The organism is Klebsiella sp. JN_Kp126, from assembly GCF_033843325.1.
Classification (GTDB): domain Bacteria; phylum Pseudomonadota; class Gammaproteobacteria; order Enterobacterales; family Enterobacteriaceae; genus Klebsiella; species Klebsiella michiganensis.
Genome location: NZ_JAWXQV010000046.1, coordinates 55,144 through 74,898, shown reverse-complemented (window position 1 = coordinate 74,898; position 19,755 = coordinate 55,144). Strand labels below are relative to the sequence as shown.

18 protein-coding genes and 1 riboswitch are annotated in these 19,755 nt (G+C 61.1%); of the genes, 15 read left to right on the top strand and 3 right to left on the bottom strand.

Annotation, left to right across the window (positions count from 1 at the left end; translation table 11 throughout):
• Nucleotides 1-13: 13 nt before the first annotated feature.
• Together mgtR and mgtU are read left to right on the top strand one after the other, a co-directional pair.
• Nucleotides 14-106 carry a protein MgtR gene (gene mgtR, locus SIK97_RS06210; protein ID WP_014229313.1) on the top strand — a complete coding sequence of 31 codons (93 nt, stop codon included), beginning with the start codon at nt 14-16 and terminating at the stop codon, nt 104-106.
• A gap of 13 nt (nt 107-119) precedes the next feature.
• Nucleotides 120-206: a magnesium transporter protection protein MgtU gene (gene mgtU / locus SIK97_RS06205; RefSeq protein WP_251009858.1), complete on the top strand. Its 87-nt coding sequence runs from the start codon at nt 120-122 to the stop codon at nt 204-206.
• A 50-nt stretch (nt 207-256) separates the two neighbouring features.
• On the opposite strand, the gene katG is transcribed toward mgtU, so the two are convergent.
• Nucleotides 257-2,440 (bottom strand): catalase/peroxidase HPI, encoded by a 2,184-nt coding sequence (katG, locus tag SIK97_RS06200; RefSeq protein ID WP_032695023.1) that lies wholly within the window; start codon nt 2,438-2,440, stop codon nt 257-259.
• 265 nt (nt 2,441-2,705) lie between these two features.
• Nucleotides 2,706-3,638, bottom strand: coding sequence for a LysR family transcriptional regulator (locus SIK97_RS06195; protein ID WP_047723876.1), 933 nt, complete (start codon nt 3,636-3,638; stop codon nt 2,706-2,708).
• A 99-nt stretch (nt 3,639-3,737) separates the two neighbouring features.
• On the opposite strand from SIK97_RS06195, the gene SIK97_RS06190 reads away from it, so the two are divergent.
• The 3 genes from SIK97_RS06190 (at nt 3,738) to SIK97_RS06180 (ending at nt 5,431) form a co-directional block, all read left to right on the top strand.
• Nucleotides 3,738-4,172 (top strand): DMT family transporter, encoded by a 435-nt coding sequence (locus tag SIK97_RS06190; RefSeq protein ID WP_004850792.1) that lies wholly within the window; start codon nt 3,738-3,740, stop codon nt 4,170-4,172.
• Between the two features lie 9 nt (nt 4,173-4,181).
• Entirely contained in the window at nt 4,182-4,649 is a 468-nt protein-coding gene (locus tag SIK97_RS06185) for a DMT family transporter (RefSeq protein WP_057174025.1), read from the top strand.
• 149 nt (nt 4,650-4,798) lie between these two features.
• On the top strand, nt 4,799-5,431 hold the full coding sequence (locus SIK97_RS06180) for a LysE family translocator (RefSeq protein WP_014229317.1): 633 nt from the start codon (nt 4,799-4,801) through the stop codon (nt 5,429-5,431).
• A gap of 46 nt (nt 5,432-5,477) precedes the next feature.
• Here the strand turns inward: SIK97_RS06180 and SIK97_RS06175 are convergent, their stop codons facing one another.
• A complete protein-coding gene (locus SIK97_RS06175) occupies nt 5,478-6,170 on the bottom strand; it encodes a B3/4 domain-containing protein (protein ID WP_047723879.1) in 693 nt (230 codons plus the stop codon).
• 43 nt (nt 6,171-6,213) lie between these two features.
• On the opposite strand from SIK97_RS06175, the gene SIK97_RS06170 reads away from it, so the two are divergent.
• From SIK97_RS06170 to SIK97_RS06125, 10 genes are all read left to right on the top strand, one after another.
• A complete protein-coding gene (locus tag SIK97_RS06170) occupies nt 6,214-6,816 on the top strand; it encodes a helix-turn-helix domain-containing protein (protein WP_014229319.1) in 603 nt (200 codons plus the stop codon).
• A gap of 212 nt (nt 6,817-7,028) precedes the next feature.
• Nucleotides 7,029-7,127, top strand: a riboswitch (guanidine-I (ykkC/yxkD leader).
• Nucleotides 7,128-7,184: 57 nt separating this feature from the next.
• Nucleotides 7,185-8,243: a putative urea ABC transporter substrate-binding protein gene (locus SIK97_RS06165; RefSeq protein ID WP_047723880.1), complete on the top strand. Its 1,059-nt coding sequence runs from the start codon at nt 7,185-7,187 to the stop codon at nt 8,241-8,243.
• Nucleotides 8,244-8,267: 24 nt separating this feature from the next.
• Entirely contained in the window at nt 8,268-9,083 is an 816-nt protein-coding gene (locus SIK97_RS06160; protein ID WP_057174026.1) for an ABC transporter permease, read from the top strand.
• The gene (locus SIK97_RS06155) at nt 9,080-9,856 is read left to right on the top strand and encodes an ABC transporter ATP-binding protein (protein WP_014838454.1); all 777 of its coding nucleotides are present in this window, start codon (nt 9,080-9,082) and stop codon (nt 9,854-9,856) included. The genes SIK97_RS06160 and SIK97_RS06155 overlap by 4 nt, the downstream gene beginning before the upstream one ends.
• A 4-nt stretch (nt 9,857-9,860) precedes the next feature.
• Entirely contained in the window at nt 9,861-10,589 is a 729-nt protein-coding gene (locus SIK97_RS06150) for an urea amidolyase associated protein UAAP1 (RefSeq protein WP_014838455.1), read from the top strand.
• A gap of 10 nt (nt 10,590-10,599) precedes the next feature.
• Complete coding sequence (locus SIK97_RS06145) at nt 10,600-11,235, top strand: urea amidolyase associated protein UAAP2 (RefSeq protein ID WP_009652130.1); 636 nt, start codon at nt 10,600-10,602, stop codon at nt 11,233-11,235.
• A 168-nt stretch (nt 11,236-11,403) separates the two neighbouring features.
• Nucleotides 11,404-15,009: an urea carboxylase gene (gene uca, locus SIK97_RS06140; RefSeq protein WP_047723882.1), complete on the top strand. Its 3,606-nt coding sequence runs from the start codon at nt 11,404-11,406 to the stop codon at nt 15,007-15,009.
• Nucleotides 15,006-16,802 (top strand): allophanate hydrolase, encoded by a 1,797-nt coding sequence (gene atzF / locus SIK97_RS06135; RefSeq protein ID WP_025108284.1) that lies wholly within the window; start codon nt 15,006-15,008, stop codon nt 16,800-16,802. The genes uca and atzF overlap by 4 nt, the downstream gene beginning before the upstream one ends.
• A gap of 185 nt (nt 16,803-16,987) precedes the next feature.
• Entirely contained in the window at nt 16,988-18,907 is a 1,920-nt protein-coding gene (gene mrdA / locus SIK97_RS06130; RefSeq protein WP_057174099.1) for a penicillin-binding protein 2, read from the top strand.
• A 104-nt stretch (nt 18,908-19,011) separates the two neighbouring features.
• On the top strand, nt 19,012-19,755 hold the full coding sequence (locus tag SIK97_RS06125) for a glutamine amidotransferase (protein WP_047723884.1): 744 nt from the start codon (nt 19,012-19,014) through the stop codon (nt 19,753-19,755).

Sequence of the window (19,755 nt, the reverse complement as noted above, 5' to 3'; positions counted from 1 at the left end):
AGGAGGCGCAGAGATGAATCGTTCTCCGGACACCCTCATCGCGCTGATATTTTTCCTGGTGGGTCTGCTGGTGCTGTTGCTGGCTATCTGGCAAATCCTGTTCTGAAAAAGGGGGCGCGATGCGCAGAGGATCGCTGGATAAAGTCTTTATTCAGGTGGCGATTATTGCGGCCATCATTATTCTGCTGACAATCTGGATTAGATAAGAGGAGCCCGGGCCATTGGCCCGGGTTTAGCATTTCTGCCGGGGAAAGGATTACAGATCGAAGCGGTCGAGGTTCATCACCTTGGTCCATGCGGCAACGAAGTCATTCACGAACTTCTGCCGCGCATCGCTGCAGGCATACACTTCAGCCAGGGCGCGCAGGACGGAGTTGGAGCCAAACACCAGGTCAACGCGGGTCGCGGTATATTTCTCTTCGCCGCTCTTACGGTCGCGGCCGATAAACAGCTCAGCGTGCTCGTCAGCGGCTTTCCAGACGGTCCCCATATCGAGCAGGTTAGCGAAGAAATCATTGCTCAACACCCCCACGCGGTCGGTAAACACGCCGTGTCGGCTGCCGTCGAAGTTCGCGCCCAGCACGCGCAGACCGCCCACCAGTACCGTCATTTCCGGCGCCGTCAGCGTTAACTGCTGCGCTTTATCAATCAGCAGCGTTTCGGTGGAGATGCCGCCGCCAACGCGACGATAGTTGCGGAAACCATCGGCCAGCGGCTGCAGCAGATCCATCGCTTCCACATCGGTCTGATCCTGACGCGCATCGACGCGGCCAGGGGCGAAGGGAACGCTAACCTGAACGCCCGCCGCCGCGGCAGCCTGCTCAATGCCCACCACGCCGGCCAGAACGATAATATCGGCCAGCGACGCTTTACCGGATGCCTGCTGAATCCCCTGCAGGGTCGGCAGCACGCGGGACGCGATGGCGTTTACCGGCCAGGATTTCTGCGGTTCCAGCGCCAGACGCGCGCCGTTGGCGCCGCCGCGTTTATCGCCGCCGCGGAAGGTGGAGGCCGATGCCCAGGCCACGGAAACCAGCTCGCTGACCGAAAGGCCGGCGTCGGCAATGGCGGTTTTCAGCGTCGCGATATCCTCTGCGGTTGGGGTGTGGACCGCCGCCGGTAGCGGATCTTGCCAGATCAGATCTTCTTTCGGCACTTCCGGGCCCATGTAGCGGGACTTCGGCCCCATATCGCGGTGGATAAGTTTAAACCACGCGCGGGCAAAGGCTTCGTTAAAGGCCTGCGGGTCGTTAAGGAAGCGGCGGGAAATCTTGTCGAACTCCGGGTCGAAGCGCAGCGTCAGGTCGGTGACCAGCATGGTCGGCTTGCGTTTTTTCTCCGGATTAAACGGGTCAGGAATGATCTCCGGCGCATCTTTCGCTTCGAACTGAATCGCGCCTGCCGGGCTGCGGGTTTGCACCCACTCATATTTGTACAGGTTTTCGAAGAAGTAGTTGCTCCACTGGGTCGGCGTTTGCGTCCAGACCACTTCCAGACCGGAGGTGATCGCGTCGGCGCCCGCGCCGCTGCCGTAGCTGTTCGCCCAGCCGAGTCCCTGCGCTTCAATCGGCGCCGCTTCCGGCTCTGCGCCAACGTGGCTGGTCACCGCGGAACCGTGGGTTTTGCCCAGCGTATGACCGCCGGCGATCAGCGCGACGATCTCTTCATCATTCATTGCCATATTGCCGAAGGTCGCGCGAATCGCGGAGGCGGCGGAGAGCGGATCGCCGCTGGCGTTGGGGCCTTCAGGGTTGACGTAAATCAGCCCCATTTCGGTCGCGCCGATGGCCTGCTGATTCAGGCTTTCCGGATGACGATGGGCCAGCCATTCGGTTTCGTTACCCCAGTCGACGTCCAGATCCGGTTCCCAAACGTCTTCACGACCGGCACCGAAGCCAAACGTACGGAAACCGGCATTTTCCAGCGCCACGTTGCCTGCCAGCATATAGAGGTCGGCCCAGGAGATTTTTTGCCCGTATTTTTGTTTTACCGGCCACAGCAGGCGACGGGCTTTGTCGAGGCTGACGTTATCCGGCCAGGAGTTGAGCGGTGCGAAACGCTGCTGGCCGCGGCCCGCGCCGCCGCGTCCGTCAACGGTACGATAGGTACCGGCGCCGTGCCACGCCATACGAATAAACAGCCCGATATAGCTACCCCAGTCCGCTGGCCACCACTCCTGAGAATCGGTGAGCAGGGCGCGCAGATCGGCCTTCAGGGCCGAGTAGTCGAGCTTCTTAAACTCTTCGCGGTAGTTAAAGTGTTCGCCCAGCGGGTTTGAACGATTGGAGTGCTGATTCAGCAGATCCACCCGTAGTTGATTTGGCCACCAGTCGCGGTTGCCGGTGCCACCGCCCGCGCTCTGGGTGGGCGTCGCCGTCTCGGCGTGGAAAGGGCATTTCCCTGCCGACGGGGTATTCGAAGGATCGTTTGACGTGCTCATATCAGGCTCCGTTTGCTTTTGTGAATGCCATTACGATATACACTGCTACCAGTAAGCGATATTTGAATGAGTCTACGGATTTAATAGTTATTTCCGTTCAATGCCTTTGTAAAAACCGAACATATATCATTGTTCAATGATTGATTGTTCAGTATTGACTCAACCACAATAGTCGTAACATACGCGTAAAGGAATCGTTAAGACATCATCCCCGCCAGCGAAGACCGATTGTTTGAGTTACGACAATTTTAGTGCGTAAAACGGCTTAGCGCTGCCAGTATAAAGGCGTACCAAAAGCGTCGATAAAATAGTCTATTACCGCACGTACGTTTAACGAAGGATGACGGGCGTGAGGGTAGATCGCCGACATCGGCGAGGGGCTGCTGCCGATCGCCGCGCTGTAGTGAGGCATCAGCTGAACCAGCCTTCCAGCCCCCATGGCTTCATTGACCATCCAATCGGGAAAGAGCACCACCCCCATGCCTCCCAGCGCAGCGGTCAGCAGCGCATCGGCGTTATTTGATGCCAGCCGCGGCGTTTGCGGATAGTGAACCCATTCTCCCTCCGCGAGGCGGAACAGCCAGCGGTTAGGTCCATTTGAACCGCTGTAGACCAGCGTGCTGTGATGGCGAAGATCTTCCGGTTTCTCCGGCGTGCCGCAGCGCTGCAGATAGTCCGGAGCCGCAACCAGATAGTGATGCTGCATACCCAGTACTCTGGCATGAACGCTGGAGTCCGGCAGGCTGCCGATGCGGAAAATCAGGTCGGTCGCTTCGCGGTGCGGATCGATAAAATCATCGGTCAGCGCCAGCGCAATTTGCATCTGTGGATAGCGCTGCGTCAGCCCCGGCAGCCACGGCGCGATATGGCGCTGGCCAAAATAGACCGGGGCGTTGATCCGCACCAGTCCACCCGGCTCAAGACGACGGTCCTGCAGGTCGCGCCTGGCAACGCTGAACCGTTCGCCGAGCCCTCTGGCATGTTCGGCAAACAGGCGTCCCGCTTCGGTGGGAACCACCGCCCGGGTATTACGATAAAAGAGCTGCTGGCCGAGCGCATCCTCAAGCTGGTGAATGACGCGCGACACCATCGAGGGCGAAACGCCTTCCCGCCTCGCCACCACGGAGAAACTCTGGCTGTCATAGACGGCGATAAACAGCTGTAGCGCCCGAAAATTTACATTACCCGCATCGCTCATTAATGCAATATCCGCAAAAGTGTTTCCCTGATTGTATCGTTTTTCACATTACTTCGCTGCTTTATGCTCTGCCACCCAATCAATAATCGGATATCAACGATGCAGTTATTACTTATTTTTCTTGTGATTGCCGGCGGCATGGGGTTATCCGTGGAAGCCGGACTACTCGGGCCGCTTGCCGGTCAGGTAGGGGACCTGTGGGCCACCTTCAGCATTTTTAGCGTCGGCAGCGCGCTAACCTTTCTGCTGATGCTGCTGTTTGGCCCCAGGCAGGGTCCCTCGTTCTTCTCCTTACCGGGCTGGCAGCTTACCGGGGGCGTACTGGGGCCCATTTACGTCGTCATCTTAACCATTGCCGTACCGGTTATCGGTATCGCCATGACGATGATCGGCATTCTGGCCGGTCAGGTATGCAAAAGCCTGCTGATTGACCATTACGGTCTGTTTGGTTCGGCAAAACGTAAAATCGATGGACGGCGGGTTATCGCGCTGCTGTTTATCATCGTCGCCCTGATTCTGATCGCCACAAGCTGAGGAGTTAACATGAGTAGCATAATGATTTTGCTGGCGCTGGTCGGCGGCGCGATGTTGAGTATGCAGGCGGCGATTAACGGCCGTTTGGGCAGCCAGGTGGGCGTATTTCGCAGCGCGTTTCTCACGTTTGCGGTGGGCGCCTTGATCACGGCGCTGCTGATTTTTTATTTTGCCCCCCATCAGTCGACAACGCTGCTGGATGTGCCGAAATGGCAGCTGCTGGGCGCATTTTGCGGGGTTCCCTATATCGTAATTATGGTGGTGGCGGTGCAGCGTATCGGTACCGCGACGGCCACGGTGGCGGTGATTTTTGGCCAACTGGCCATGAGTCTGCTGATCGATAATTTTGGCTGGCTGGGTAACGAAGCCATTGCCTTTTCAGCGGGGCGGCTGGGGGCCATCGTCTGTCTGGGGCTGGCGCTGTTCTTTATTTACCGCTCCAGCGCGGCGGCAAAAGCTGAAGATAAGGAGAGTTAGCCCACCTGTTCAGGTGAGTTGTCGCGCATCGCCAACCGCGGTCATACTGTTCGTCACCCTGTGACTGGCGCTTTAGACAGGTACTGTCGGGGAGCATGGGGATCGCCGCCGCGCGCCTGGGCATCACATCACTTTACCGGAGATACGCTATGCCTGAGATACCGTCGCTGCTGACCTTCGCGCTTGTTGCCCTTGGCCTGGTATTGACCCCGGGGCCGAATATGATCTATCTGATTTCGCGCTCGATTTGTCAGGGAAGAAGGGCCGGACTGGTCTCCCTCGGCGGGGTGGCGCTGGGGTTTGTGTTTTATATGCTGTGCGCCGCGTTCGGTATTACCGCACTGATCTTCGCCGTTCCCTACGCTTACGACGCGTTGCGCATCAGCGGCGTGGTCTATCTGCTTTATCTGGCCTGGCAGGCGGTGAAGCCCGGCGGGCGCTCGGTCTTTGCGGTGCGCGACCTGCCTGCCGATAGCGGCCGTAAGCTGTTTATGATGGGCTTTATTACTAACCTGGCGAACCCTAAAATCGCCATCATGTATCTCTCACTGCTGCCGCAGTTTATCTCTCCCGGACACGGCAGCATCCTTGCGCAGTCGCTGGTGCTGGGAGGGACGCAGGCGCTCATTAGCGTAGCGGTTAATGCGCTGATTGTGGTGATGGCCGGGCAGGTGTCGCTGTTTCTCGCGGGGCGCCCGTTATGGCAGCAGTTTCAGCGCTGGCTGATGGCGACGGTGCTGGCGGGGATGGCGGTGAAAATTGCCTTCGAGGCGCGGAAGTAATCGCTGCGCCCGGCGATGCTACGCTGCCGGGCGCAGGGGAATGGCTTTAGGCCCCTGGCCCTATCAGCTGTGAGCGGATCGTCGCCTCCGGCATCATCTCCAGCAGGCCGTTGCTCAGCATCTCTCCCGCCTCCTGCAGCGCGCTAAGCGGCATTTCCGGCAGGCTTTCAAGAATAAACCACATCCGCGGACTCTCCACGCTCAGACGAGTACGTACTCCCTGTCGCCAGTTCCAGCGTCGGCAGGTCACGCCGCGATCGTCGCCCCAGATCACTTCTCCCGCGTCGGGATATTCGTGAACGATCTGCCCCTCTTTGACGGTATCGAACGGTTCGCTGCCGTCCGCGAGCTTGAGGTGCGGGGCGCCAACGTAAGCCGCCAGGTTTTCGCCGCCGACCGGCACGGCGTAGCGCAGGCTCACCGCATTATAGAGATCGACGATGGGATCGATCGCAGCCATCTCGCCATCGCGCAGCACCCGCCTGCGCAAGGCTTCCGCCGAGCAGGGCGTCCGCTTGGGTTTTGCGCCAAAGGCGCGGAATACCTCGTTCCAGGCCTGCAGGTGCGCCTCCGCCCACTGCGGCTCGCCGGCGATAACCGCCTGGCAGGCGGAGCGGAGCGCATCGGACCCGACCAGGGGGGCGCGTACGGCGGCGGAAACGACATCAATGCTCAGGGCGCGAAAGCCGGGGGCCAGCGCGGAGACCTGCGGGCTCATTGACGGTAATACGCTATTCATTGGATAATCCTGTAACGACCATTTTAAAGCATAATATCGACCGATGACCAATAAAGTCAATATAACGACCGACGCGGGCGCCGATGCCGCCATGATTAATGAAGCCGTTGCGGCGCGCATTAAGCGCTACCGGGCGGAAAAGAAGATCTCCCTGGATGAGCTGTCGCGACGCGCGGGCGTCAGCAAAGGTATGCTGGTAGACATTGAAGCCTGTAGGGCCAATCCCAGCATTGCGCTGTTGTGCCGTCTGGCCTCGGCGCTGGGCGTTTCCGTGGCCGATTTTGTCAATGTCGCCACCGCGCCGCCGGTAAAGGTGATTGCAGAAGGCGAGATTCCCACGCTGTGGCAGGGCGAGCAGGGCGGCAAGGCGCGGCTCCTTGCCGGTACCAGCGGTCCGGATATGGTTGAGCTCTGGCAGTGGAGCCTCAATCCGGGAGAAATGTTCACATCGCCGGGGCACGGGGAGGGGACGACTGAGCTGCTTTTCGTGACCGAGGGCGCCTTAACCCTGACGGTTAACGACGGGGTCTATCTGATTCGAGAGGGGGATTCCGCCGTCGCGCGTACCGACGCCCCGCATAGCTACGCTAACGCCGGGGATAAGATCGCGCGATTCACCATGACGGTGAGCGAAAAAGCGCGCTAGCAAGCGTTTCCCGGCGAGCGGCTATCGTCCCGACCGCTCGCCGCCTTCACGCCATACGCACCAAATCCATGCAATGCCCCATCATCACTCCCCATTTTTGGGAGCCGCGGCGGCGCCTGCCGTCGTAGGGCTGATTTTACGCGCGCTGCGCGCCTGGCATAGACCTTGCACACTCCTGTTCAGAAGGCAGCGCAACAGACAATTGAGATAACACAATAGCTGGCTAGGGTTCCGGTTCACTCAGGTGAACGTCTGGTCCGAGAGCTGGCGACCTCTGCGAGGTTACACGGCGGGACAAAAGCCCGGGAGACAGCAGCACCGTTGGGTGTCGCGCTGCCCCCGTTTCTCGTGCTAACCAGAGGTCCACCATGAAGACACCGCCGATCCTCCGCTCTCTTATCCTGTCGCTGGCGCTGCTGGCCAGCGTCCCCTCGTTTGCCGCCGTCAAAAAAGAGTTCAACATCTGCTGGACTATCTATGCCGGATGGATGCCCTGGGGCACCATCAGCAACGAAAAGATCATCGATAAATGGGCCAGCAAATACGGCATCAAAATCAATATCGTTCAGCTGAACGACTACATCGAATCCATTAACCAGTACACCGCGGGCCAGTTTGACGGCTGCACCATGACCAACATGGATGCCCTGACCATTCCGGCGGCGGGGGGCGTGGATACCACGGCGCTCATTACCGGCAGCTACTCCGACGGCAACGACGGCGTGGTGCTGAAGGGGGCGGATAAAAAGCTCAGCGATCTGAAAGGCATGGCGGTGTATCTCCCGGAGCTTTCGGTATCGCACTACCTGCTGGTTCGCGGTCTGGAAAAAGCCGGGCTGCAGGAAAAAGACGTCAAAGTGGTCAATACCTCGGATGCGGATATCGTCTCGGCTTTTGGCACCAGCGGCGTACGCGCGGCGGTGGCCTGGAATCCACAGCTTTCGGTTATCAAAAAGACGCCGCAAACCACGGAGGTCTTTAGCTCTTCGCAGGTTCCCGGCGAGCTGATCGACATGATGGTGGTGAATACTCAGACTCTGAAAGATAACCCGGAGCTGGGTAAAGCCCTGACCGGCGCCTGGTTCGAGATGATGGCCAAAATGCAGGCCGGAGATACGCAGGCGCTAAGCGCAATGGCCGCCGATTCCGGCACCGACCTCGCCGGCTACCGGGCGCAGCTAAAAACAACCCATCTCTTCTGGACGCCTGCCGATACCCTGACGTTTATCTCCTCGCCGGCGCTGGCAAAAACCATGCAGCGGGTAGCGCAGTTCTCTTTTGACAAAGGGCTGCTGGGAGAGGGAGCGCAGAGCGCTGACTTTATCGGCATGACCTTCCCCGGCGGCGTCACCGTCGGCGATACCGCCAACAGCAAACTGCGCTTTGACGACAGCTATCTGAAGCTGGCCGCGGCGGGGCAGCTGTAATGATTGACCTTGGGAGTCCACGCCATGCGCCACATTAACCGCTATCCCCGGCAGGGTATGCGCCTGACGCTGATGCTATTGCCCTTCGTCCTGATGATCGCCGCCTGGTTTATCGGTTCGGCGGTGCGGCTGGAAGCCAACCCGCAGGATAAGCTGCTGCCCGGCCTGTCGCAGATGATCGCGGCCATCGATCGGATGGCCTTCACCCCGGATAAACGCAGCGGCGAGTATCTGCTGTGGGCCGACACGCTGATTAGTATGAGCCGCCTGCTGATTGGTCTGGCGCTCTCGTCGCTGATTGGCCTGGGCATCGGCATCGCCGCCGGCGTGTTCCCGATGTACCGCGCGGCGCTGTCGCCGCTGATGACCGTGGTGTCGATGATCCCGCCGCTGGCGATCCTGCCGGTGCTGTTTATCGTCTTCGGCCTGGATGAGCTATCAAAAGTGATGCTTATCGTCATTGGCATTACGCCGATGCTGGCGCGCGACCTTGAACAGCGGGCGCGGGAGATCCCGGCGGAGCTGTTTCTCAAAGCGCAAACCCTCGGCGCCAATAGCTGGACGGTGGTGCTGCGGGTAGTGCTGCCGCAGCTGCTGTCGCGGCTGATAACCTCCCTGCGCCTGCTGCTGGGCTCCGCATGGCTGTTTTTGATCTCCGCCGAGGCCATTTCCGCCACCGCCGGTCTCGGCTATCGCATATTCCTCGTCCGCCGCTATATGGCGATGGACGTGATTATTCCTTACGTCATCTGGATAACCCTGCTGGCGTGGCTGATGGATCTGGCTCTGCGCCAGCTGCACAAAGCCTGTTTCCCGTGGGCGGAAGGAGGCCGGGCATGAGCTTTATCGACATCAAAAATATCTGGCAGGAGTACGGCGACCACGTGGTGCTGGAGCGCATCAATTTGCAGGTGAAAGAGGGCGAGTTCTGTTCGATGGTCGGCGCGTCCGGCTGCGGGAAGTCGACGTTTTTACGCCTGCTGCTCGGCCAGGAAAAGCCGACTCGCGGGGAAATCACCCTCGACGGCCAGCCGCTGGCGGCGGAGCCGGACCGCAGCCGCGGCGTGGTGTTTCAGCGTTATTCGGTTTTCCCGCACCTCAACGTGCTGGATAACGTCGCCATTGGCCTCGAACTCCCGGCGTCACCGCTGTTTGGCCGGCTGTTTGCCGGCAGGAAACGCGACGCGCGCGAACGGGCGCAGCGGATGCTGGAGAAAGTCGGGCTGGGGCACGCGCTGAATAAATATCCGGCGCAGCTCTCCGGCGGGATGCAGCAGCGGCTGGCGATCGCCCAGGCTTTCGTCATGCAGCCGCGCGTACTGCTGCTTGATGAACCCTTCGGCGCGCTGGATCCCGGTATTCGCAAGGATATGCACGGGCTGCTGCTCCAGCTGTGGAGCGAAACGCGGATGACGGTTTTTATGGTCACCCACGACCTCGCGGAGGGCTTCAACCTTGGCACCCGGCTGCTGGTTTTCGACAAAGTGCGCATCGATCCGCAGGCGCCCAACGCCTGGGGTGCGCGCGTTACCTACGATATTCCGCTCAATGAAGCGCGGATGTCGCAGATGACCACCGGCAGCGACAATAACGTTTACGCATTAAGGAGATAGTTTGATGACCGCACTTTTTCACTCATCCCCCAGCCTGCGCGAAGAGCGGCTACCCGGCGGGGCGCACACCTCGCTGATTTTGCGCAAAGGGCAGATCCTGCGCCTGACCGATATCGACGGCGGAGCCAACGTCAGCATGATGATGCTGAATCCCCATGAGAAGAGTGAGCGCCTGAATCTGCCGGATACCCTCAAGGGGCAGCACACCGCGCGCCTGACCGCCGGGCACTGTTTCTACTCCGATATGGGGCGCGTTCTGGCCGGGATTGTTGCCGACAGCTGCGGCTGGCACGACCCGTTCGGCGGGATACTCAACGCCGACGAGACGCGTGAAAAATATGGCGCAGGACGCTACCAGGAGCTGCGAAACGGCTTCTACCGCAACGGCGTCGATAACCTGCTGGTTGAAATGGGTAAATGGGATCTGGGCCTGGAGGACCTGCTGATGGTGGTTAACTTCTTCAGCAAAGTCACCGTCGATGAGGATGGCCGTTTTCAGTTTATTTCCGCCAACAGCCGCGCCGGAGATTACGTTGAGCTGTTTGCGCCGATGGATGTCCTCATGGTGCTGACCGCGCTGCCGCATCCTCAGGACCCTGCCGCTGAGTACGCCCCGCGGCCGATCCAGCTGAGCTGGTACCAGGCTGACGATGCGCAGGCGGCCGCGGAAGCGCTCTTTACCCGCGATGAAAACCAGCGCGCGTTCCTCAACACCCAACTTTTTGCCCTGTAAGGAGGCTGCGATGACCCTGATCGCCAGTAACCGTCGTCCCGAAGATGCCGTCTATCGCCATGTGATCCCGGCAGGGGAACCCTGGCTGTTTGAGGTACAAAAAGGGCAAACCCTGCGCCTGCTTGACCTCGAAGGCAACCAGGCCATTGATACCCTGTTTTACAACGCCGATAACCCCCGAGAACGCTACGATCCGCAGCGCACGCTGCGCCGCCAGGGCAATGCCTATCTGACCACCGGCAGCGTACTCTATTCCAATCTGGGCAATCCACTGCTGACCATCGTTGCCGACACCTGCGGTCGCCACGATACCCTCGGCGGCGCCTGTGCCCAGGAGAGCAACACCGTGCGCTACGCCCAGGATAAACGCTATATGCACAGCTGTCGGGATAATTTCCTCTGCGCCTGCCTGCACGATGGCCGCCTGCATAAACGCGATATCGGCGCCAACATTAACTTTTTCATGAACGTCCCGGTAACGCCGGAAGGCGGTCTGACCTTTGAGGACGGGATATCGGCGGCGGGGAAATACGTTGAGCTGCGCGCCGAGTGCAACGCCGTGGTGCTGATTTCCAACTGTCCGCAGTTAAATAATCCCTGCAACGGCTGGAACCCCACGCCCGCCGAGGTGCTGGTATGGAACTGACCCGCTGGCAGCGCTGGCGTCTGCTGGCCTTTCGGCTCTTCGCCGTCCGCGCAGACCGCCTGAACAGTACGCCGACGCGCAAACCTTAAGCGCCGGTTCACCCCGGGGACGACCTCAGGGGAACATCGAATTATTGCGGGACGACCCGCGACCCTGTGAGTTCCGCTTATGTTTGATACCTTACTGATTGCCAACCGCGGCGCCATCGCCTGCCGCATTCTGCGCACCCTGCGCGCGATGCAGGTGAAGGGCGTCGCCGTCTATTCCGAAGCCGACCTGAGTAGTCTGCATATCCGCGACGCGGATGAAGCGTTAAGCCTCGGCGACGGCCCGGCGGCGCAAACCTATCTGGTGACGGAGAAGATCCTGGCCGCCGCGCAGCAGAGCGGCGCCAAAGCGATCCACCCCGGCTACGGCTTTCTGTCTGAAAACGCGGCCTTCGCTGAGGCCTGCGAGGCGGCGGGGGTGGCGTTTGTCGGCCCCACTCCGCAACAGCTGCGCACCTTCGGCCTGAAGCATACCGCTCGCGCCTTAGCCAAAGCCGAGGGCGTGCCGCTGCTGGAAGGCAGCGAGCTGCTGGCCGATAGCGGCGAAGCCTGCCGGGCGGCTGAGGCGGTGGGCTATCCGGTCATGCTCAAAAGCACCGCCGGCGGCGGCGGGATTGGCATGCGCGTCTGTCGCGACGCCCGTGAGCTGATTGAGGCGTTTGCCGCGGTGCAGCGGCTGGGACAAAACAACTTCAGCGACGGCGGGGTATTTCTCGAAAAATATATCGAACGCGCCCGCCATCTGGAGGTACAAATCTTCGGCGACGGGCGGGGAGAGGTCATCGCGCTCGGCGTGCGCGACTGTTCAGTCCAGCGGCGTAACCAGAAAGTGATTGAAGAGACGCCCGCGCCGAATCTGCCTGACGGGATGGCGCAGGCGCTATGCGCGGCGGCTATCGCGTTGGGCAAAGCGGTGAGCTACCGCAGCGCCGGGACGGTGGAGTTTGTCTATGACAGCGCGGCGCGGCAGTTTTATTTCCTCGAGGTAAATACCCGGCTTCAGGTCGAACACGGCGTCACGGAGCAGGTGTGGGGCGTTGACCTGGTGCGCTGGATGATTGAACTGGCGGCGGGGGAACTGCCTCCGCTACCTGAGCTGGCCGCCGGGTTACGGCCCCAGGGCCACGCTATCCAGGCGCGAATTTACGCCGAAGATCCGGGGCGGCAATTCCAGCCTTCTCCCGGACTGTTAACGGACGTCTTCTTTCCGCCGGCGGACGGCGCAGCCCTGCGTATTGACCGCTGGGTGGAAGCCGGGTGCGAAGTCCCGCCGTTCTTCGACCCGATGCTGGCGAAAGCGATCGCCTGGCGCCCCAGCCGCGATGAGGCTATCGCCGGCCTGGCGCAGGCGCTGGCGGAGACCCGCCTGTACGGCGTAGAAACTAACCGCGTGTACCTGCAACAAATTCTTGGCTTTGCGCCCTTTACCGAAGGCGAGCCCTGGACCCGCTGCCTTGAGCAGCTGCGCTACCGCGCGGCGACCGTGGAGGTGCTGAGCGCCGGAACCCAGACCAGCGTGCAGGACTATCCGGGACGTTTGGGGTACTGGGCGGTGGGCGTACCGCCGTCGGGGCCGATGGACGATCGCGCCCTGCGTCTCGGCAACCGCCTGCTGGGCAATGCCGAGGGAGCGGCCGCGCTGGAAATCACCCTCAACGGGCCGACCCTGAAATTTAATACCGACGTTCAGGCGGTGGTGTGCGGCGCGCCATTGGCGGTGACGCTCGATGGCGTAGACCAGCCGCTGGACTGCGTATTGACTATTCCGGCGGGGGCGACCCTGAAGCTGGGCGCGATAAGCGGCGCGGGAGTCAGAAGCTATCTCTGCCTGAGCGGCGGCATTCAGGTACCGGACTATCTGGGGAGTAAAAGCACCTTTACCCTCGGCCAGTTTGGCGGCCACGGCGGACGGGCGCTGCGCGGAGGCGACGTGCTGCATCTGGCGCCGCACGCCGCCGCCAGAAGCGGGGATCAACTACCCGCCACGCTACGCACGGCGCTGGCTGAGGTGCGGACGCTGCGGGTGATTTACGGCCCCCACGGCGCGCCGGAATTCTTTGCGCCGGAATATATCGCGACGTTTTTCGCCACGGAGTGGGCGGTCCACTTTAACTCCAGCCGCACCGGCGTGCGCCTGATTGGCCCCAAGCCGCTGTGGGCCCGCGACAGCGGCGGCGAAGCGGGGCTTCATCCGTCGAATATTCACGATAACCCTTACGCGGTGGGCGCGGTCGATTTTACCGGCGATATGCCGGTGATCCTTGGACCGGACGGGCCGAGCCTCGGCGGTTTTGTCTGCCCGGTCACGGTGATTGAAGCCGACCTCTGGCAGTTAGGCCAGCTCAAGGCCGGGGATAAGGTACGTTTCGTGGCGGTGGATTTACCCACCGCCCGGCGGCTGGCGGAAGGGCGGCGCGCCGAGCTGGCGACCCTAAGTCACCAGGCGATAGCCTGGCAGCCCGCTCCGCTGACGTCGCCTGTCGTGATGACCTGCGGCGAGGCGGACAAACGCCTGGTGGCGCGACTCTCCGGCGATACGCATCTGCTGCTGGAAGCCGGGGAGCCGGAGCTGGATCTGGTTCTGCGTTTCCGCATTCACGCTCTGATGCAGGCCCTGGAAGCGCAATCAAGAGACGGCGCGATCGATATCACCCCGGGGATTCGTTCGCTGCAAATCCATTTTCAGCCGGAAACGTTGCCCCTTGAGACGCTGCTGGCGTGGGTGCGCGGCGAGTGGTCCACGGTCTGCCTGAGCGACGATCTGCAGGTGCCGACGCGCGTGGTGCATCTGCCGCTCTCCTGGGACGATCCGGCCTGCCGCAAGGCAATCGATAAATATATGACCACCGTGCGCCAGGACGCGCCCTGGTGTCCGAGTAATCTGGAGTTTATCCGTCGCATCAACGATCTGCCCGATGAACAGGCGGTATGGAATACGGTATTTGACGCCAGCTATCTGGTGATGGGGCTGGGCGATGTTTATCTCGGCGCGCCGGTGGCGACGCCGCTTGACCCGCGCCATCGCCTGGTTACCACCAAGTACAACCCGGCGCGCACCTGGACGGCGGAAAACTCGGTCGGCATCGGCGGGGCCTATCTGTGCGTCTACGGCATGGAGGGGCCCGGCGGCTATCAGTTCGTTGGCCGGACCCTGCAGATGTGGAATCGCTATCGCGAGGTGGCGGATTTTGCCGGCAAACCCTGGCTGCTGCGTTTCTTCGACCAATTGAGTTTCTATCCGGTGTCGGCCGAAGAGCTGCTGCAAATTCGCCGCGATTTCCCGCTCGGTCGCTACCCGCTGCGCATTGAGCACAGCACGCTGCGGCTGGCGGAATACCAGCAGTTTCTCCGCCGTGAAGCGCGCAGCATCGGCGCGTTTCGCGAGCATCAGCAGCGGGCGTTTAACGCCGAACGCGATCGCTGGATAGCCAGCGGACAGGCCCATTTTGACAGCCAGGAGAGCGCCGTGGATGAGGGCGGAGACGCGCCGCTGCGGCAGGGCGAACAGGGGGTGGAAAGCCCGATTTCCGGAAACCTGTGGCAAGTACAAACGGCGGCAGGCAGCCGGGTCCGCGCGGGGGATGTGCTGGTCGTGCTGGAGTCGATGAAGATGGAGATCCCGCTGCTGGCCCCCTGCGATGGCGTTATTCAACAGGTTCACGTGCAGCCGGGCAGCGCGGTACGCGCCGGGCAGCGGGTGGCGGTGATTATTGAGGAGAAGGCATGATGCAGCAGACGTTTGATTTACGCCTGGCAACCCTGGCGGAGCGTTATCGCACCGGTAAAACCACACCGCGCAGCGTGCTGGCGGACATCCGCCAGCGGGCGCAGGCGCTGAACCCCGAGTTCCGGTTGTTTATCCATATTCTGAGCGAAGAGGAGCAGGAGCCGTTTCTGGCGGCGCTGGATGGCCTTTCGCCGGCCGCGCTGCCGCTGTACGGCGTGCCGTTCGCCATCAAAGACAATATCGATCTGGCGGAGATTGTCACCACCGCGGCCTGTCCGGCGTTTGCGTATCGGGCGGAGCAGAGCGCGACGATTGTCGCTCAGCTGATTGCGCTGGGCGCCGTGCCGGTCGGTAAAACCAATCTCGATCAGTTCGCTACCGGCCTGAACGGTACCCGATCGCCGTACGGTCGCTGCCGCAATAGCTATCATGCGGAGTATCCCTCCGGCGGTTCCAGCGCCGGTTCCGCGCTGGCGGTGGCGCTGGGCGTTGCCAGCTTCTCGTTGGGCACGGATACCGCCGGTAGCGGCCGCGTCCCGGCAGGGCTGAATAACCTGGTGGGTCTGAAGGCCAGTAAAGGGCTGATATCCACCGCAGGGGTGGTCCCCGCCTGTCGTACGTTAGACTGCGTGACCTTTTTCAGCCCCACCGCCGACGAGGCCAGCCAGCTGCTGGCGCTCGTCGCACAGTGCGATCCGCAGGACGCCTGGAGCCGCCGTAATCCTCAGTGGAATAGCCGTCAGGCGTTCGGCAGGCCGTCCGCGGGGTTTCGTTTTGGCGTTCCGCGCGAGCTCAATTTCCTCGGCTGCCGCGCAAGCGAACGCCTGTTTTCCCAGGCCCGGCAACGGCTGACGGCGCTGGGCGGGGTGGCAGTTGAGATTGATTTCACGCCGTTTCTGGCGGCAGCCCGGCTGCTGTATGACGGGCCGTGGGTCGCCGAACGCTACGCGGTGGTCGGTCCGCTGATGGCGCGGCAGCCGGAGGCGGTACTGCCGGTTATTCGCGACGTGCTGGCAAAAGCGCCGGGCACCGATGCCACGGCGACCTTTACGGCGATCTATCAGCTACAGCAGTACAAAGCCCGGTGCGACGCGATACTCGAGACCCTGGACTGCGTGCTGACGCCCACCTATCCGCGCCCGGTGACGCTTGACGAGCTGGAGGCGGAGCCGATCGCGCGCAACGCCGATCTCGGATACTACACCAACTTTATGAACCTGCTGGACTATGCCGCGGTGAGCGTGCCATGCGGATTTATGCCGGACGGATTGCCTTCGGGCGTCACGCTGTTTGGCAGGGCCTTTACCGACCAGTATTTACTGGGCCTGGCCGATGCGTTTCAGCGCGCTGAGCGGCTGCCGCTGGCGGGCGGAGCGCGGCTGGAGACCCCGCCGCCTGAACGCGTCGCCGGCCATGACCGAATGGCGCTGGTTGTTTGCGGCGCTCATCTTTCTGGCCTGCCGCTTAACGGCCAGCTGCTGGCGCGGGGCGGTCGGCTGCTGCAGGCGACCCGCAGCGCGCCGCACTATCGTTTATACGCTCTCGCGGACGGCAAACGCCCGGCGATGGTTCGCGCCGATAGCGGCGGGGCGTCGATCGCGGTTGAAGTGTGGGAGCTACCCAGCGCGGAGGTCGGTTCGCTGCTGGCGGCCATCCCCGCGCCGCTGGGCCTGGGAAAAGTTGAGCTTGCCGACGGACGCCGGTTAGCGGGCTTTATCTGCGAAGCCAACGGATTAGGCGAAGCCACGGAGATTACCGCCTACGGCGGCTGGCGCGCCTGGCTGGCACGTTAAACTACAACCCCTCCATCGCTTTTTGATGGAGGGGATTGGTGACAGTGTCACCTTAAATTTCTAACATGCTGAAACATTTCTGCCAGATCATTAGCAACCTTTCGGTAGGGCTCCCGCTGCGATAACGCTATTCTTCCCCGCTTTTCCCTTTTCAGGCACTTTGTAACCCAGGTAAATGACCGCTAATGTCCCTATTGAGAGATGAAATTCGCGACCATTCAGCGGAAAAGATGCTATTTATCCGCCGTGCCGTCATTGCGTTTCTACTGGTGGTGATTTGCTTCGCCATCCTGATCCTTAATCTTTACCGCCTGCAGGTGGATCAGCACGACTTTTATCAGACGCGTTCAAACCAGAACGACATTAAAATGCTGCCCATCGCGCCGAGCCGGGGGCTGATTTTCGACCGCAACGGCATCCCGCTGGTACAAAATATTACCCTCTACCGTTTGCAGGTGATCCCGAGCAAAATCGCCGATATGACGGCGCTGCTGCAGCAGCTGACGCCGATCGTTGATTTAACCCCGCAGGATATCGCCGACTTCCGCGACGATATGCACCACAACAGCCGCTACAAAGAGGTGACGTTAAAATCGGACCTGAGCGATGTTGAAGTGGCGCGTTTTGCGGTCAATGAGTTTCATTTCCCCGGCGTCACGGTGGAGAGCTATCAGCAGCGCGCTTATCCCTACGGCGCCGAACTGGCGCACGTGGTTGGCTATGTCTCGAAGATCAACGACAGCGATCTGCAAAAGCTGGCCAAAGCCGGGGAAGAAGAGAACTACGCCGCCGACCACAATATCGGCAAGCAGGGCATTGAAGGCTACTACGAGAAAGCGCTGCACGGCACCACCGGCTATCAGGAAGTGGAAGTGGATAACCACGGGCGGGTCGTGCGTCTGCTAAAAGAGGTCCCGCCGGTGGCCGGGAAGAACATCTACCTGACGCTGGATCTGCACCTGCAGCAGTATATCGAGTCGGTGCTGAAGGGGCAGCGCGCGGCGGTAGTGGCCGTCGATCCGCGCGATGGCGGCGTGCTGGCCATGGTGTCGAGCCCCAGCTACGATCCCAATCCCTTTGTCAGGGGCATCGGCTATCAGGCCTACCGTTCGCTGCTCGATAACCCGGACCGGCCGCTGATTAACCGGGTCACCCAGGGCCTCTATCCGCCCGCGTCGACGGTGAAGCCTTACATGGCGCTGTCGGCGCTGTCGGCGGGCGTGATCACGCCAACCACCTCCTTCTTCGGCGCGCCGACCTGGACGCTGCCGGGGACCCAGCGCCGCTACCGCGACTGGCTGAAGAGCGGCCACGGCATGCTTAACGTCACCAAAGCGATAGAAGAATCGGCGGATACTTTCTTCTATCAGGTGGCGTTTGAGATGGGTATCGACCGCATTCACGAGTGGCTAAGCAAGTTTGGCTACGGTCAGTCTACCGGCATCGATCTTAACGAGGAGTATGCCGGGGTGCTGCCGAGCCGGGAGTGGAAACAGCGGGTGCATAAAAAACCGTGGTATCAGGGGGATACCATTTCCGTCGGTATCGGTCAGGGCTACTGGATTGCCACGCCGATCCAGATGGTCAAGGCGCTGACGACCCTGATTAACAACGGCAAAGTGCAAAATCCGCATCTGCTTTACTCCATGAAGCAGGGTAATAAGGTCGAGCGCTATCAGCCGCCGCAGGATCTGCCGCAGGTTGGCGATCCGCATTCGCCGTACTGGGGCGTGGTGCGCAACGGCATGTACGGCATGGCGAACCTGCCAAACGGCACCGGCTATAAGCTGTTCCATACCGCGCCGTACCAGATCGCCGCAAAATCCGGGACGTCCCAGGTCTTCAGCCTGAAGGAGAACCAGACCTATAACGCGAAGATGATCCCGGTACGCCTGCGCGACCATATCTTCTATACCCTGTTTGCCCCCTATCAGCATCCGAAGGTGGCGATGGCGCTGATTCTGGAGAACGGCGGCGGCGATGGCGTGGTTGCGGGACCGACGGCGCGCGCCATCCTCGACCATATCTTCGACCCGGCCAACGCGCCGGCGGAACAGGGCGCGACGTCGACGGTGCCGCAGGTGGAGAGCGCCGACGCGCAGTAAACGTTATTCACTCTGAGCATAAGCGTTAGCGGATTGGTTATTTGCCGCCGCCGGCGCTTTTGCTCATAGTAGCGTTCTGTATTGCTGTGAAAAAAGGCGCTCTGATGTCGTTAAGCCGAAATACGCTTCTTCTTGTACAAACCGGGACTCCGCCGGATGAAATCGTCTCCGACCACGGCGATCTTCCCCTCTGGTTTGGCAATTTACTGGCGCCGTGGCGCAAAAAAATCAGCGTGGCGCGCGTCTATGCCGGAGAGCCGCTTCCCGTGCCGGATAACGCGACCATCGCGGTGATTACCGGCTCCTGGGATATGGTGACCGAACGCCTGCCGTGGAGTGAAATGACCGCGGCCTGGATCCGCGAGGCGATGGCGATAGAGATGCCGCTGTTTGGCGTTTGCTACGGGCATCAGCTGATGGCGCACGCCCTGGGGGGTGAGGTGGACTACCATCCAGCCGGACGCGAAGCCGGAAGTAAAACCATTTCGCTGTCCGCACACGGCCTGGCGGATCGTCTGCTGGCTGACCACCCGGCGCCGTTCAGCGCGCACCTCACGCATATGCAAACGGTCACCCGATTACCGCCAGGGGCGAAGGTGCTGGCTTCGTCGCAGCACGATCCTCATCAGATTGTACGCTACGGCGCGCATGCCGTTTCTACGCAGTTTCATCCGGAGATCACCCCGGCGATTGCCCGCTCGCTGATCGCGTTCCGCCAGGCGGCGCTGCGCAACGAGGGGGTTGACCCGGACAGGCTGAGTCGTGACGTTGTGGAGAGCCCGGTGGCCTCGGCGATTCTGACCCGCTTTGTCGCAGGCTACCTGCAGCCAGACCTGAACCCGGCTTAA

Excerpts from the sequence above, each read along its gene's own strand:
- SIK97_RS06125 (WP_047723884.1), top strand. The coding sequence starts at position 19,012 with ATGTCGTTAAGCCGAAATACGCTTCTTCTTGTACAAACCGGGACTCCG.
- uca (WP_047723882.1), top strand. The coding sequence starts at position 11,404 with ATGTTTGATACCTTACTGATTGCCAACCGCGGCGCCATCGCCTGCCGC.
- atzF (WP_025108284.1), top strand. The coding sequence starts at position 15,006 with ATGATGCAGCAGACGTTTGATTTACGCCTGGCAACCCTGGCGGAGCGT.
- SIK97_RS06150 (WP_014838455.1), top strand. The coding sequence starts at position 9,861 with ATGACCGCACTTTTTCACTCATCCCCCAGCCTGCGCGAAGAGCGGCTA.
- mgtR (WP_014229313.1), top strand. The coding sequence starts at position 14 with ATGAATCGTTCTCCGGACACCCTCATCGCGCTGATATTTTTCCTGGTG.
- SIK97_RS06165 (WP_047723880.1), top strand. The coding sequence starts at position 7,185 with ATGAAGACACCGCCGATCCTCCGCTCTCTTATCCTGTCGCTGGCGCTG.
- SIK97_RS06160 (WP_057174026.1), top strand. The coding sequence starts at position 8,268 with ATGCGCCACATTAACCGCTATCCCCGGCAGGGTATGCGCCTGACGCTG.
- SIK97_RS06155 (WP_014838454.1), top strand. The coding sequence starts at position 9,080 with ATGAGCTTTATCGACATCAAAAATATCTGGCAGGAGTACGGCGACCAC.
- SIK97_RS06180 (WP_014229317.1), top strand. The coding sequence starts at position 4,799 with ATGCCTGAGATACCGTCGCTGCTGACCTTCGCGCTTGTTGCCCTTGGC.
- SIK97_RS06185 (WP_057174025.1), top strand. The coding sequence starts at position 4,182 with ATGAGTAGCATAATGATTTTGCTGGCGCTGGTCGGCGGCGCGATGTTG.
- SIK97_RS06195 (WP_047723876.1), bottom strand. The coding sequence starts at position 3,638 with ATGAGCGATGCGGGTAATGTAAATTTTCGGGCGCTACAGCTGTTTATC.
- SIK97_RS06170 (WP_014229319.1), top strand. The coding sequence starts at position 6,214 with ATGACCAATAAAGTCAATATAACGACCGACGCGGGCGCCGATGCCGCC.
- katG (WP_032695023.1), bottom strand. The coding sequence starts at position 2,440 with ATGAGCACGTCAAACGATCCTTCGAATACCCCGTCGGCAGGGAAATGC.
- SIK97_RS06175 (WP_047723879.1), bottom strand. The coding sequence starts at position 6,170 with ATGAATAGCGTATTACCGTCAATGAGCCCGCAGGTCTCCGCGCTGGCC.
- mrdA (WP_057174099.1), top strand. The coding sequence starts at position 16,988 with ATGTCCCTATTGAGAGATGAAATTCGCGACCATTCAGCGGAAAAGATG.
- SIK97_RS06145 (WP_009652130.1), top strand. The coding sequence starts at position 10,600 with ATGACCCTGATCGCCAGTAACCGTCGTCCCGAAGATGCCGTCTATCGC.
- mgtU (WP_251009858.1), top strand. The coding sequence starts at position 120 with ATGCGCAGAGGATCGCTGGATAAAGTCTTTATTCAGGTGGCGATTATT.
- SIK97_RS06190 (WP_004850792.1), top strand. The coding sequence starts at position 3,738 with ATGCAGTTATTACTTATTTTTCTTGTGATTGCCGGCGGCATGGGGTTA.